Genomic DNA, 14907 nt, shown 5'->3' on the forward strand with positions numbered 1-14907 from the left:
TGTCACATGTGCCGCTTCAAACAAGAAAACCAATCGCAACAGTGGCCACACCCATGCTCGACTTTACTGGTTTGGGTATTTTGCAAGAAGCTCTTTTGTTAAACTTTTTTATCAAGCCGCTTTTTTCTTAACCGTAGTCGTTTTTTTGGGTGATTTTGCCGTAGTTTTAACTATTTTTGCGGACACTTTTACTGCCACATCTTCAGTTTCGCTGGTCGCTTTTGCCTTAGCAGGCACTTTAGCTTTGCGCTCTTCAAACTCAAAACTGACTTTGCCATCTTTGCCGCGTACCAAGAACGCCTTAAACGGACGACGAGTGCGCTGGGAAATAAAACCAGGTAGCAAATCAGTTTTACCGTCATTTAATAATTTTGCCATTTGCTCCGGCAAAATCTCTTGCTGCAAAATGATGCGTCCGCTACGGAAATCGCACGCCTTAGGTTTGGCAACGGTTTTTTCACAGGTATAAGATAAGCCCATTTCGTACACATCGCTGCCACATTTAGGACAAGGTCCCAGCGCAGTTTGGCCAGTAAAATCAACAGGCTCAGCATTTTCATCATCCTGATTTTGACCGAAATCAAATTCAAGCTTGAAGTTATTGTGCTCTTCATCACGTACAATTTTTAGGATCGCGGCGAATGGTCTGCCCATTTTTGAGCGAAACCCTTGCAAGGGACCAATTTCTCGCTTACTTAAAACCTCCTCCACTTCAGCAACCTCAAATTGACGGCTGCCTGGCGTCTTGCTCATAGAAAACTCACACTTGGTGCAAGCGAAGCGACGATAGTTTTCTTTAACTATGCCGCCACAATTCGGGCATGGTGTGTGCAGCGTGGCGTAGTCGCCGGGGATTGTATCGTTGTTATATTCCTTGGCGCGCTTGACGATCACTTGCGTCATTTGGGCAATTTCGCGCATGAATTCTTCGCGACTGATTTTACCGCGCTCCATTTGCGAGAGCTTGTATTCCCATTCACCTGTCAATTCTGGCGAAGTCAATTCATCAACACCAAGTCCGCGCAGCAACGTCATTAGCTGAAACGCCTTGGCGGTCGGCATCATCTCACGGCCTTCACGCAGTAAATATTTTTCGTTAATCAGCCCCTCGATAGTGGCAGCACGAGTAGCTGGCGTACCTAAACCTTTACCAGCCATTGCCTCACGCAAATCACCGTCGTCAACCAATTTACCTGCACCCTCCATCGCCGACAACAACGTAGCTTCAGTGTAGCGAGCAGGTGGTTTAGTAACTAAGCCGTTAGCTGTGATTTTTTCTGTTTTGACTTTTTCACCCTTAGCAACAGCAACTAAATTGCCTTTATTTTCCGGGTCATTATCGTCTTGTGCCTCTTTGCCATAAATAGCTAACCAACCAGGGTTGGTCATGACCTTGCCTTCGGTCTTAAACTGATAGCCAGACACTTCTGTAATACGAGTCGTGACTTGGAATTCTGCCGCGGGGAAGAACACGGACATAAAGCGACGTGTCACTAAGTCATATAACTTTTGCTCGGGCTCGGACAAATTTTTTGGCGCTTGGCTAGTTGGAATAATCGCAAAGTGATCACTGATTTTGGCGTTATCAAATATCCGCTTATTCGGCTTGACCCAATTACTATTCAAGATCTGGGCGGCGAACTGGTAATAGTTATTATTTTCCGAGACCGTTTCGAGCGTTTGCTTTACCGTATCTAAATAATCTTCTGGCAAGTGACGGGAATCAGTACGCGGGTATGTCAGCACCTTATGTTTTTCATACAGAGCTTGCGCTAATCCAAGTGTATTCTTGGCAGAGAAACCGAAACGAGAGTTCGCTTCACGCTGCAAGCTGGTCAAGTCGAATAATGCCGGCGCCATTTGTGTAGCTGGTTTAGATTCTTCACTAACATTGCCTTGTTTATTTCTGCAAGCAGCGACAATCGATTCTGCTGCTGCTTTGCTCCATAAACGCTCGGCTTTTTTCTCTGGGTCATGCTCATCTTTTTTGAACTGATGATCTAACCAGCGCCCTTCATAAATACCGGCAGCGCAAATAAATTCTGCACGGACTTCCCAAAAATCACGAGAAACAAACTTCTTAATTTTTTCTTCGCGCTCGACCACAATCGACAAGGTTGGCGTTTGTACGCGACCTACTGTGGTGAGATAAAAACCACCCTCTTTAGAATTGAATGCCGTCATGGCGCGAGTGCCATTAATACCGATTAGCCAGTCAGCCTCGGAGCGGCAACGCGCGGCATCAGCCAGCGGCATCATGTCTTCATCTGTACGTAGCTTTTTAAAACCATCGCGGATAGATGCTGGCGTCATAGATTGCAACCACAAACGACTTACTGGTTGTTTGGCTTTGGCGTGCTGCGCAATCAAGCGGAAAATTAACTCTCCTTCACGGCCCGCATCGCATGCGTTGATAAGAGCAGTAACATCTTTACGCTTGATGAGTTTATTCAACACCTTTAAGCGCGATTCGGTCTTGGCGATAGGATTCAGTGCGAAGTGCGGCGGGATCATCGGCAGATGGGCGAAACTCCATTTGCCACGCTTGACGTCATATTCTTCTGGTACCGTGATTTCTAGCAAATGGCCGACCGCCGATGACAATACATAATCGTCCGACTCAAAATAATCATCATGTTTAGTAAAGCCGCCCAAAGTTTTGGCGATGTCATTTGCGACTGAGGGCTTCTCGGCAATGATGAGGGTTTTGGTCATGGTGTTATTTCTCTATCGTTTCTTTGGCGTCTCTATATCAGAGACTGGCTGAATCGGTGCATGCTAAACAGATACTGATTAATCACTAAAGGGTAAAGTAAAAACTTAATTCGTCTCAATGCAGCGCAAGCCTAGCCTAAATTTGCTTGCGCCGCTGCAACAAGATAGCGCAAACCCATGCACATAAGGCATATTAAGCGCGAATAATAAACGTGATCGATGAAAAACTGCAATCGAGATATGTTTTTTACCACAAAACAAGCGATGACAGTGCTTTAGTGAACTTAGTGCAACAAGCGAGGTTCGCTCTCTTCGTCGGATAATAGCAATTCGTCAAACATGAGCATATCCGGTTCTTTGCCCTGACTCCAGAGCATCATCAGAACGATGACCTTGAGCTTATCCAAAGGAACAGGAGATTCATTAATGGCCAGAGCACGCTCAATCACGATCTCCCGCTGTTGTGAGTTCATCAGGCCAGCGGATTCCAGAAATTGCAAAAAACCCATGGCTGGCGTACCCAAAACTGCAATTTCGCGCTCGGCGTAGATACGGAAACCCTTGGATGCGAGAACATCAGATTCGGTCTGCTTATCGATTTCATTCGTTGTGTCGGCCAGGACGGTAAGCCAGTCCAGTGCTTCGGAAATTTCATCTTCTTCAAAGCCGACTGCGGAAAGTTTTTTAGCCAAAGCTACCGTGTCCGGACATGCGTCAGGACGGTAGTAGGTTTCATAGAGGTATACAAGAATATCGAACATGCCGTTACTGTAGCCTCAAGGAGAATTCGAGACAAGTCCTGCGTTACTGCTTTTTTGCATCATCAATAATACAAAATCACTGCGAAACTTGCCTTATTATATATACTAGGTAGTAGTATTCTAACATGTCCATGTGTTACCTGTTCAATATGCCAGATTTTGACGATACTCCCCAATTTTTAATGGCTATTTTAGTTTTAGGAATTATAGAAGTTACGCAAAATTACCCCAGGCGTTTAATCATGGCACCAGCGAGCTGCTCAATATGCCCGTCCAACTCTAATGATAATAATTGTGCGCTCAGGCTTCCCGCATCCATACCTACACGCTCAGCCAGCATATCGATGTGCACGGGATCGTAGCCAATCGCATTTAATAATTCGCTGTCGGCGGCCGACACGCTGACATTTACATCGGCTCTTACCGCATTTTGTGCGAAGTTTGGGGCAACCGAATTAGCTAGCGACCGATCACGGCTACCGACACCGCTTGAAAATAGTGGCAAAAATCCCAACTCATCCAAAATATCCTGCGCGTTATCGACTAATTTTGCACCTTGCTTAATCAGTTGATGGCAGCCCTTAGCCAAAGGTGAATGAATCGAGCCAGGAATAGCAAATACATCACGCCCTTGTTCTGCCGCCATGCGCGCGGTGATCAATGAACCTGACTGCGCGGCTGCCTCAATGACTAATACCCCTTTTGCCAAGCCAGAAATAATCCGGTTACGGCGCGGGAAGTTAGAGGCAATCGCTGGCATGCCGAGCGCATATTCACTGACAATACAACCACCATCAGCAATCAAGTGCGCAAGGCTGCGATTGCGTGCTGGATAAACAATATCGGCGCCAGTACCAATCACAGCCACGGTCGATCCAGCACCGCGCAGAGCACCATGATGCGCAGCGGCATCAATGCCTGCAGCCATGCCAGAACTAATTGTTAAACCAGCCTTGCTTAAGGATTCAGAAAATTGCTCGGCATTTAAGATGCCCTGCGTAGTTGCATTTCTGCTACCGACAACGGCAATGGTTGGCGCATCCAATAAAGCAGCACGGCCTTTGACATAAATCAAAATTGGCGGATCAGGGATGTCAAGCAAGGCACGCGGATAATTGGCATCGGCCAAGGTCATTACCTGATTACCAGGCGATGCGCACCAATTCTGGGTAAGATTGATTTGTTGTTGAAGTTGATCGGAAGGCGCCTGCAGCAAAGCACGTGCAATTTTTTCCGATACAACTTGGGTCAGCGCAGAGAAGCTTGCTGCAAAAATCTGCGCTGGCAATCCAAATGCAGCCAACAGCTTACGGGCAGTTTCTGGCCCGACACCTGAGGTTTGTTCTAGCCGGAGCCAATCCTGCCAATCCGTGTCGTCAGTCTTTAACGATATTTCTGACGAAGGCAAAAGCATCCCAGCGTAAAGCACTATTTAACTGATTTATTCTGGCGAACTAGCCAGATCGCCGACGGTGACTGCCTCTGATACTCCCATGATCAAGCCATAAGAAATATTATCAAAAACACGGAAGACAAACAATGTGCCATATTGCTCGTCCGGCAAACGTATTGATTTTTTATCATCTGTTTTGTCTTGTATAACTTTGCCGTAACGAGATAATTGCAAGACTGTGCCTAGATTTAAGCCGGCATTGGTACCGCGATTAATGCTGATCACTTGGTTCGAGCCTGCATTGCTAACGCCACCATAGATCGAGACTACGCGTGCGCTAACAGACTGCTCAGGTGGATGAGGTACGTAATTCAGAATTGGCATTGGAGGAATCGGCACCAAGCGATCGCCGACCGTCATTTCTTCTTTGGAATTACTGACAATAAAGGTATCAACACCATCCGATGTTTTGGCAACACGATCCAACTTCACAGCACCAAGGAAAGTTGCTTCATAAGCGATCACTTTCTTGGTCTCAGGATCTTTCAGCGGCCTTCCAGGGCGGAATACTTGGAAGGCTGTGCCTCCTTTTAAATCACCACGCACGTAAGCCTTGTCACCTTTCCCCACATTCACTCTACCCTCTTGGGTTGCAACAATCCGTGGTGAGGTTAATAGCGTATTTTCTTCAACGATTAATGGTTGCACCAAGAAAGGTTCAATCAAATTAGAGGGGATTGAAGTAATCGCGTTCCCATCTAAGGATTCACTGCGAATTTGTGGCTGTAGTCTGCTCGATCCACTAGTCCCTAAATCACTACCGCCCATAGGATTGCCCAAGCGAAGACGTCCATTGACACGGTCAAAATAAACAATCTGGTTTGGATAAATCCAGTGCGGATTACGGATTTCTTCCCGGTTCATACCCCAGACTTCTGGCCAGCACCAAGGATTACTCAAAAATTTGCCGGAAATATCCCACAAAGTATCACCCTTAACCACCACATGTTTATCTGGCGCATTCGGTAAAAAAGCACATTTATTGGTACGGGCAGTACTACCAACTTCTTGTGCTACCGCCTGTGAAGTGCCAATAACAGGGAAGGCAACTGCGAGAAGCAAGGCGATTGTGCTAAACTTTTTCATGAATGTTGTCCGATGCGTGGTGCTGGATGCTAGATGGTAAAGCAGATAGGCGAGTAACAACTTGCCAAAGTGAATCAAATTTTGCCTATAAATCATTGAAGTAGCAAGAAAAACCGCATTGCAACGCCCTTTCGTTGTTGTGAAAAGTCTTATGTCTATACTAAATATCCTCCGTTATCCTGATCCACGTTTGCATAAAGTGGCTAAACCCGTCAGCGTTTTTGATGAACGCCTGAAAAAACTTGCCGCCGATATGGCCGAGACCATGTATGACGCACCGGGCGTTGGTCTGGCGGCATCCCAAGTCGATGTGCATGAACAATTGGTGGTAATCGACACCTCCGAAACCAATAGCGATTTGCGCGTGTTTGTAAATCCAGAAATTATCTGGGCCAGCGCAGAGAAAAAAGTCTATGACGAGGGCTGTTTGTCAGTACCTGGCATTTATGATGGTGTTGAACGTCCGTCAGAGGTCAAAGTCCGCGCGTTTGATGTCGATGGAAAATCATTTGAAGTCCACGCTGATGGCTTGTTGGCCGTTTGCATTCAGCATGAAATGGATCACCTCAAAGGCAAAGTGTTTGTAGAGTATTTGTCACCACTCAAACGCAATCGCATCAAAACAAAAATGCTCAAAGAAGAGCGTGAAGAACAACGCACTGGTCGAAATCCATCGTCGAAAGCACGTTGATGCGCGTCATTTTTGCCGGCACGCCCGAATTTGCCGCAATTGCACTGCAAGCGATTCATACAGCAGGCTTTGAAATCCCATTAGTGTTGACCCAACCCGACCGTCCGGCGGGTCGTGGCATGCAATTGCACGCCTCCGCGGTCAAGCAGTTTGCCCTTCAGCATGGGATTGCGGTAGCGCAGCCGACTTCTTTGCGACTAGACGGTAAGTATCCAGAAATCGCACAAGAAGCGCACGATCTATTACGCAATACGCAGCACGATGTGATGGTGGTTGCCGCGTATGGTTTGATTTTGCCACGCTCGACTCTCAGCATCCCACCACTAGGCTGCATTAATATTCACGGGTCCCTGTTACCTCGCTGGCGCGGCGCAGCGCCTATCCATCGCGCGATTGAAAGCGGTGATCGAGAGACCGGCATCACGATTATGCAGATGGAAGAAGGACTAGATACCGGACCTATGCTGAGTATGCAAAGTATTGCCATCGCAGCGGATGACAGCACCGGTAGTTTGCATGACAAACTGGCGCAACTTGGTGGCGAAATGATAGTGCAAACGTTGCGGGTTTTAGAGGTAGAACAAACGTCCATACAAGCAACGGTGCAACCCGAACAAGGCGTCACTTATGCCGCCAAAATCAGTAAAGAAGAAGCCGCATTAGATTTCAATTTAGCCGCCGATGTTTTGGAGAGGAAAATTCGTGCCTTCAACCCCTTCCCCGGGGCACATGCCAATATGAATGGTAGCGTCATCAAAATTTGGCGTGCTGAAGCCATTAAGTCATCATCCGGCACAGAAGCCAGACCAGTGGGTCGAGTCCTCGCCGCTAACGCGCATGAAGGTGTGGTAGTTGCCTGTGGCGAGCAATGCCTGCGTTTGACTGAGCTACAAAAGCCCGGCGGTAAGCGCTTGCCTGTTGCCGAATTTCTCAAAGGCTTTGTGATCGAAGTCGGCAGTCAATTCTCCCTCTAAAACTTTAGTTGAATTTTCTGCTGCGATGCGCCTCTTGCGTTTGCTGAATTGACGCTAGTGTTTGAATCCGTGAATCTGTATTTGAACTTGCGTTTGAACCTGTATTGACGTTTGCATTGCACCCAAGATCGGTATTGCAATCAACAGCCTATCGGACTTGCGTTGCGATTATGATCCGAGTTTATTTCCGCCAAATATCTCCAAGATACATCTGCTTTATTTAATATACTCCATACTGTATATTTCATTGTCCATATATTTATTGGAGGATAAGGCACATAAGTACATATACTCCCGTTATTTTCATTAATTTACTGGGATTTTATTTGTAGAAAACGCTGCGTCAAAATCATTCAAATCATACCGTTCCAGCAGTATTAGATTCAGCCGAAACAACTCTATTACGACCAAGCGCCTTTGCGCTGTATAAAGCGTGATCAGCTCTGTCTACCAAAGCTTCGGGCAAGCGCCCTTCTTCTGGAATCAGCACTGCCACACCAATGCTTACCGTGACATAACCATAGTGCGAACTCGCGTGTGGCAAAGCGCTGCTGGCGATCGCCTGGCAAATCGTATTGGCTAATATCATCGCGCTGCTGAAATCAGTTTCTGCGGCAATCAGGACAAATTCTTCACCGCCATAGCGGGCCACCAAATCGCTGGCACGACGAGAATTGGACTTTAATATGTTCGATACTTTGCGCAGGCATTCATCACCGGCCAAATGACCATAATGATCGTTATATTTTTTAAACCAATCCACATCCAGCATCAGCAATGCAATTGGGTGTTTATTGCGCATAGCTCGCAGCCATTCGCTAGCGAGTACCTCATCAAAGCGACGACGGTTGGCAATACCAGTCAGCCCATCCGTTGCGCTGATGGCAGCGAGTTTGCTGTTTGCCAGTTCCAGATCGCGGGTTCGCTCGTTGACGCGCTCTTCTAGCCGTTCATTATTTTCATGGACTTTACTTGCCATTTCATTGAACTTGGCAGAGAGCGCGGTGATCTCGTCTTTGCCTTCATAGGTCATGCGTATCTGATAGTTGCCAGTCTCGGTTTCTTTCATGATAGCGATTAGTTTTTTGAGCGGCATGGCGATACTGCGCGAGATCACCAGCGACAACATAATCGCAAAAATAAAACACAGTAATCCGATCAAAATCATCTTATTTCTAACCGACTCAGCCTCTGCAATCAGGTTGTGCAAAGGGATCGTGCTGATAACGTACCAGCCCGTGTTCGGGATGCGGGAAAAAGCAGCAAGATAGGTGCTGCTGCCTTGATCAGCATAAGAGGTAAAGTTGGTGTCAATACCGTTTTTAAGACTTGCTGCAACCTGCTCCAGAAGTAGCGGCTCAATCACCATATTGATCGCTTTATTCGATGACGTAATTAACTCGCCAGTTGCGCCGTTTACTACGAAGGTATTGGCATTACTTCCTAAATCAACGTTATCAAAAATAGTCGAGAAATAAGAAGGCTTTATGCCCACGAATAAGGTACCTGCCAGATAATTATTGGCTTTGATATGCATCGCCCGCAGCATGACCACACTTTTTTGTCCGGCTGAAATACTGTAAGTACACCAATACGGGCGGCCGTGCATGACTGGCGCTTTAGTGACGACGTCCACCACGCCTTTACCCAACTGCGAAAATACTTGTGAATCGAGGATACGATTCTCGCGGTCCAAAAAATATTTTTGATTGATATAAGTAAAAGAGCCGTATTTTTCTATTAAGGCTTTGGTCAGATCAGAGCGGGCAATGATTTTAGCCGCCTCGTCATCACCGTCATACTTGACGAGTGCATTTTGTACCCGGTCGGAGAGTACTAATTCTTCACTGGCAGTTTCTATTCTGCCCATTTGCAATTGGATATTTTTAGATACCTGCTTGACTATCTCCGTAGAAAATAACCTTGCCTTGTCTTGAATTGCCTTGCTCGATTCGAGATAAGAAATATAACCAGAAACAATCAAAGGCAATAACGACAGCAATATAAAAGAGATCGTCAGCCGATATCGGATTTCTATTTTTCTTAATCCTGATGAAAAAAAATCTAATACTCTGCGCATAGGTAATGAACTATTTTTATCGATTTTTTCTGTCGGAACTCCCACTTATTCAGCGATCACAATTGCTCTCTCATGATTAATGTTCTGATGCTGGATGTATGGAAGACTCTTCTACCGTATCACGACAAATTGCACATGCTTGTCCACGACTCGAACGGTATAAACGATTAGTAATAAAAATGACCGTTGCTAGCAATGCCCACAAAGCTGATTCCCATGATGCCTGCCAAACTTCCCGGTGACGAGGAAGAACTGCCGACAAAAATATCAACAAAAACGTACAACAAAAAACGAGCAGAAACCGTTTAATCCAAAATAGAGTTCCCATTTTTCCTCTTATTTTAAAGAAAAATACACTTTATCTAAATGCCTCAATCTGAACGTAACATCGCACTATTAATCATTTTTCTTGGCTTCATCTTTGACGGAGGCATCTAATGCGTACGCTGCCTCTTGCGGTGTTTTCTTACCAAACAATACACCTAACAACAAGGGATGCAAGATTTCTATTGTCTCTGCAGGTAAGGACGAATAATAAGGATTTGCTGTCAGCGGATACTGACTCACCTTGGCGATGTAATCCAGAATTTGCGGATCACTAACAATCTTGCCTTCGGTTTTCTTAAATAGAGAAATATTCTGGCGCTTATTCTGCTGAATAGCATATCCCTTACCATTCATAAAATCTAAAAACTTCAGCGCCGCCTGCTTGTTGGGTGTGTCGCATACGGCAAACCCTGTCTCATTACCAATCACGGGTACCACGGTCTGATCAGCATCGTTCCAAGGCGGGATAAAAATCCCAGTGGTAAAGCCCTTGCCATGCATTAATAAGCCAGCCGCCCAGGTGCCATGAAAAGCCATCGCTGTTTTACCCTCAGTAAAAAGCTTAATGCCATCATCATAATTAGTATTCATATAGCCGGGCTGGACGTAACCACGATCTGCGACCAGCTTGATCCGTTCAAATATTTCCGCGACTTCTGGCGTATTCAAATCCAACATACCGTGGGCGATTTTGTTTTTCCAGTCAGGATTTTTGGCGACGACATTATTTGCAAAGCCAAAACTAAACGGCCCATTACCTAGCATATTCGGGAATCCGCCATTCCACATGATAGGGATAAAACCCGCTTTTTTTAAGCGCTCGCACACCTCTAAAAATTCTTCAAAATTACCAGGGGGTTTACTGATACCCGCTTTTGCAAACATCTCCCGGTTGTAGTACATCAAGGTCGCAGCGACGCCGCCAGAAATACCGTAGTAATGCCGTTTGGATGATGTCCAGTCGGGTTTTAATGAGTCCAGCATATTATTCCACGAGGCAGTCTCACCAAGGTCAATCAAAATTCCTTGATCTGCGAGTCTGGCAGCGTAGGCGTTAGGATTGATAGAAATAATATCGGGCAAATGATTTGCAGCGATTTTTGGTTTGAGATTTTCTTCAACAGAATCACCGATCATAAACTGCACATCAACTTTGATCGTTGGGTTTTCCTGACTGAATTGATCGGCGATACGCTGCATTTCTTCTGGCCAATCGGGCGCCCAGATCAAAGCAGTAATAGTGGTTTGTGGCACTGGCTTGCTGGTAGCTACCGTTTGCTCCGCTGGCTTATTACATGCAACGCTAATGCAAACAAGCATAGCTAAAGGCAGTTGAACGAAGAGCGCCTTGGTGATGCCGTTATTTGCTGCTTTATGCATGTATTTTTCCGGCTTGACTGTAGCATCTACAGCATGATCGATTCGATATCTATTGAACCACAAAATTCCAACTAGGAGACATGACTAACTGTCGGAAAATCAGATAAAAGCACACTACCTACGTTCCTGAATTAGGAAACTTGGTTCTGTTGCGTCGCTTGAGTAATCGCCAATACTGCCGGATGCGTCAACTTGCGTTGTACAGAAATCGCATAAAACTGTTCACGAATCTCGTCAGTATGCCCCACCTGCTGCACATCGTATTGACGTATGACCATATCAGCAATGGAGGATGGCGCCGCAAAAAAACCGGCCCCCGCCTGACCGAAGGCGCTCATGAGAGCGCTATCGTCGAATTCTCCAGCAATTCGCGGGTGCAGTTGCTTTTCACTCAGCCAAAACATCAGTTTAGAACGTAGGGCAGAATCTTCTCCGGGCAATAAAATAGGCGCGCCCTGCAAACACGCAGGAAATGCCTCGCCATATTGCTGCGCCAGAGCAGCCGTCGCAAAAAAACTAATGCCACATTCTCCAAGCTGGTGATTAAATCCACGTACATTGACCGTGGGTGACATCGGGCTATCAGTAATCACAATATCGAGCTTATGCAAAGCCAGCTCAGCAAGCAAGACATCGAGCTTGCCTTCGCGGCAATTGATCCGCAAAGTTTGCGGTAACGCCAAGGCAGGTTCTAACAAACGATAAGCAACGGCTTTAGCTACCGCATCTGACACGCCAACACGCAGTTGCAGCGTGCGCGCGGTCGGTCTGTGCTGCAATACTTCTTCCAGCTCTTGTCCCAAAGAAAAAATCTCTTCTGCGTAACCCAATACCAATCGCCCTGCCTCGGTCAATTGCAAATTGCGACCTTGCTTCTTAAATAATTGCTCGCCTTGAATATCTTCAAATAAACTAATTTGACCGCTGATGGTTTGTGGTGTCAGGTTCAATTGCTCGCTAGCACGGGCAATACTGCCCGCTTTGGCGACGACCCAAAAATAATGCAGATGCTTGTAATTAAGGCTGGTCATCGTTGGCCGCACCCAATAAAAATTGAATAGATTTAGGACTTACGCAAAATTGTCCCAGCAAGGCGCTGCGACGCTTTGCGGCGGTTTTGCATAAATTTTAAGATTGCAATATTTCTAAACACTTCGTTTTATACGAACCATTTATCAATTATATTCGACTTTTATTACTAATTGAGGCGCACTATACTTTGGTCACCTTGTATAAAAAGGCGAAAAACTTACTTTCTGACTGGCATTGTCGCTTGGTTCTTATTGGCAATGTCCGAATAAATAAGTTTAGCTTTTAAGGTTTTCGACATTCTAGGAGAAAAGCATGAAAATTTTAGACCGTTCCGCCTTACGCAATGTGCAAACCGTGGATTACAGCGACAGCAATGTCGATGCTAGCCACAAAGTGTTACGCAACACTTATATGCTGCTTTCAATGACGCTGTTATTCAGCGCACTGACGGCCGCAGCCAGCATCGCTTTCGCTCTACCAAACCCGGGCATGATTATTACGCTGGTTGGTTATTTTGGTCTGCTATTCCTAACTAATAAATTCCGAAACAGCGGCTTAGGCATCTTATTTGTCTTTGCGTTGACAGGCTTTATGGGATTGACCATAGGACCGATCATCAGCCATTACCTTGGTATGGCAGGCGGTGCAGGGATTGTGATGAGCGCAATGGGGTTAACGGGTGCTATCTTTTTATCTTTGTCTGCGTATGTGCTGGTGAGCAAACGTGATTTTAGCTTTATGGGTGGCTTTTTGATGATCGGTATGCTGGTCGCTTTTGTGGCAAGTCTGGGCGCAATTTTCTTCCAAATCCCCGCATTGTCATTAACGATTTCTGCTGCGATGGTATTGCTGATGTCTGGCATGATTTTATTTGAAACTAGCAACATCATTCGTGGTGGCGAAACCAATTACATCATGGCTACAGTCAGCTTATACGTCACGATCCTTAACCTGTTCCTAAGTCTGTTGCAATTGTTGGGTTTTATAGATAAAGAATAAAGTTTAGCTGGGGTGCGCATATTGCAAAAAACATCTTGCATAAAACCGTGTGCCCCAGCCAAACGTCACTCTGTATAGACCACACATAACCTATACCACTTCTTCTACCAAACCGGTTTAATAGGAAATTCAATGATTCACAGTATCGCCCAACCTTGGATGTGGGCAGTTTTTATTGCTTTCGTCTTGGGCATGCTTGTACTCGACGTAGTTGCCCTGGGCGGTTCGCGTTCACATAAAGTTAGCGTAAAAGAAGCTGCTATCTGGTCAGCCGTCTGGGTCAGCCTGGCCTTACTGTTTGACTTTGGCCTATGGATGTATTTGACGGACACTTTCGGACGCGCTGTAGCAGATGCTAAAGCGATGGAATTTTTGGCAGGTTACGTTATTGAAAAATCCTTGTCCGTCGATAACGTATTCGTCTTTCTGCTGATTTTTGGTCACTTTGCTGTACCGCTGCAATATCAGCGCAAAGTCTTGTTATACGGCGTATTGGGTGCCATCGTCATGCGCATCGCGATGATCCTGGCTGGCACTTGGGTCGTCACACAATTTGCCTGGGTACTGTATTTGTTCGGTGTATTTTTGCTGGTTACGGGTTTCCGTATGTTAGTCGCAGCAGAAAAAGAACCCGATCTAAACGCAAACCCTGTCCTGCGCTTTTTGAAGAAATGGATCCCATTTACTGAGGACTTCCGTAAAGAAAAGTTCAGCGTAGTAGAAAACGGTAAGCGCGTTTTTACTCCATTACTGTTAGTCCTGATTTTAATCGAAGTATCCGACGTGATCTTTGCAGTTGATTCAATTCCAGCAATTTTTGCAGTTACTACCGATCCGTTTATCGTATTTACGTCTAATATTTTTGCGATTATGGGCCTGCGTGCACTGTATTTCTTGTTGGCAGATATGGCGAATCGCTTCCACTTATTAAAATTTGGTCTCGCCTTTGTGTTGATGTTCGTCGGTATAAAAATGCTCATCGTAGAATGGATGCACATACCAACAGCTATCTCGTTATTGGTTATCGGCAGCATTCTGGCAAGTTCTATTGTAGCCAGCCTAGTTGCCACTCGCAGCAAAAACTAGTTTTACTTGTATCGATCCCTTTTGGGCGCATTACCGATTTTGGTGGTGCGCTCTTTTTTTATCTAGAGTTCCTTAGTCGAGCGACGACAAGTATGAAGTTATCGCTGCAATGTTTATACTCAAATCAAGACGAGATTATTCATTTGAATGTGGCATACCGCGGTATTTCTACGACGTAATAACGGTCTGATAGAAAATCTAGGTTTAATTAAACCGCTCTTCTCAGAAAATATAGACACAAAAAAACCCACGATTTACATCGTGGGTTTTTTAATTTTAGCCAACTAACTACAATCAGCTTAACGCAGCTTAAATTACTTAAT

At 45.6% G+C, this 14907-nt stretch carries 10 protein-coding genes and 1 pseudogene; 4 read left to right on the forward strand and 7 right to left on the reverse strand.

Annotation, left to right across the window (positions count from 1 at the left end; translation table 11 throughout):
- Positions 1-111: 111 nt before the first annotated feature.
- The 4 genes from AAKU61_RS15660 to AAKU61_RS15675 all read right to left on the reverse strand — a co-directional run bounded on the left by AAKU61_RS15660 (position 112) and on the right by AAKU61_RS15675 (position 6015).
- Positions 112-2715, reverse strand: a complete 2604-nt coding sequence (locus AAKU61_RS15660) for a DNA topoisomerase III (protein ID WP_354333744.1) — start codon at positions 2713-2715, stop codon at positions 112-114.
- 284 nt (positions 2716-2999) lie between these two features.
- The gene (locus tag AAKU61_RS15665; protein WP_322120442.1) at positions 3000-3476 is read right to left on the reverse strand and encodes a Smg family protein; all 477 of its coding nucleotides are present in this window, start codon (positions 3474-3476) and stop codon (positions 3000-3002) included.
- Positions 3477-3699: 223 nt separating this feature from the next.
- Positions 3700-4884 (reverse strand): DNA-processing protein DprA, encoded by a 1185-nt coding sequence (dprA, locus tag AAKU61_RS15670; protein WP_503012626.1) that lies wholly within the window; start codon positions 4882-4884, stop codon positions 3700-3702.
- A gap of 33 nt (positions 4885-4917) precedes the next feature.
- Positions 4918-6015, reverse strand: coding sequence for a LysM peptidoglycan-binding domain-containing protein (locus AAKU61_RS15675; RefSeq protein ID WP_354333748.1), 1098 nt, complete (start codon positions 6013-6015; stop codon positions 4918-4920).
- Positions 6016-6166: 151 nt separating this feature from the next.
- On the opposite strand from AAKU61_RS15675, the gene def reads away from it, so the two are divergent.
- Positions 6167-6706, forward strand: a complete 540-nt coding sequence (gene def / locus AAKU61_RS15680; protein ID WP_354333750.1) for a peptide deformylase — start codon at positions 6167-6169, stop codon at positions 6704-6706.
- A complete protein-coding gene (fmt, locus tag AAKU61_RS15685) occupies positions 6706-7680 on the forward strand; it encodes a methionyl-tRNA formyltransferase (protein WP_354333752.1) in 975 nt (324 codons plus the stop codon). Before def ends, fmt begins: the two co-directional genes overlap by 1 nt.
- 358 nt (positions 7681-8038) lie before the next feature.
- Here the strand turns inward: fmt and AAKU61_RS15690 are convergent, their stop codons facing one another.
- The 3 genes and pseudogenes from AAKU61_RS15690 to nhaR form a co-directional block, all read right to left on the reverse strand.
- The gene (locus AAKU61_RS15690; protein WP_354333754.1) at positions 8039-9760 is read right to left on the reverse strand and encodes a diguanylate cyclase; all 1722 of its coding nucleotides are present in this window, start codon (positions 9758-9760) and stop codon (positions 8039-8041) included.
- 675 nt (positions 9761-10435) lie between these two features.
- Positions 10436-11467 (reverse strand): annotated as a pseudogene (locus AAKU61_RS15695) (ABC transporter substrate-binding protein); the annotation flags it as partial.
- Between the two features lie 131 nt (positions 11468-11598).
- Positions 11599-12498: a transcriptional activator NhaR gene (gene nhaR / locus AAKU61_RS15700; RefSeq protein WP_354333758.1), complete on the reverse strand. Its 900-nt coding sequence runs from the start codon at positions 12496-12498 to the stop codon at positions 11599-11601.
- Positions 12499-12811: 313 nt separating this feature from the next.
- On the opposite strand from nhaR, the gene AAKU61_RS15705 reads away from it, so the two are divergent.
- Positions 12812-13498, forward strand: a complete 687-nt coding sequence (locus tag AAKU61_RS15705; protein ID WP_354333760.1) for a Bax inhibitor-1/YccA family protein — start codon at positions 12812-12814, stop codon at positions 13496-13498.
- Positions 13499-13630: 132 nt separating this feature from the next.
- Entirely contained in the window at positions 13631-14584 is a 954-nt protein-coding gene (locus tag AAKU61_RS15710) for a TerC family protein (protein WP_322120450.1), read from the forward strand.
- The last annotated feature ends 323 nt before the right edge of the window (positions 14585-14907 follow it).

Source organism: Undibacterium sp. GrIS 1.2 (assembly GCF_040544435.1).
GTDB lineage: Bacteria > Pseudomonadota > Gammaproteobacteria > Burkholderiales > Burkholderiaceae_D > Undibacterium.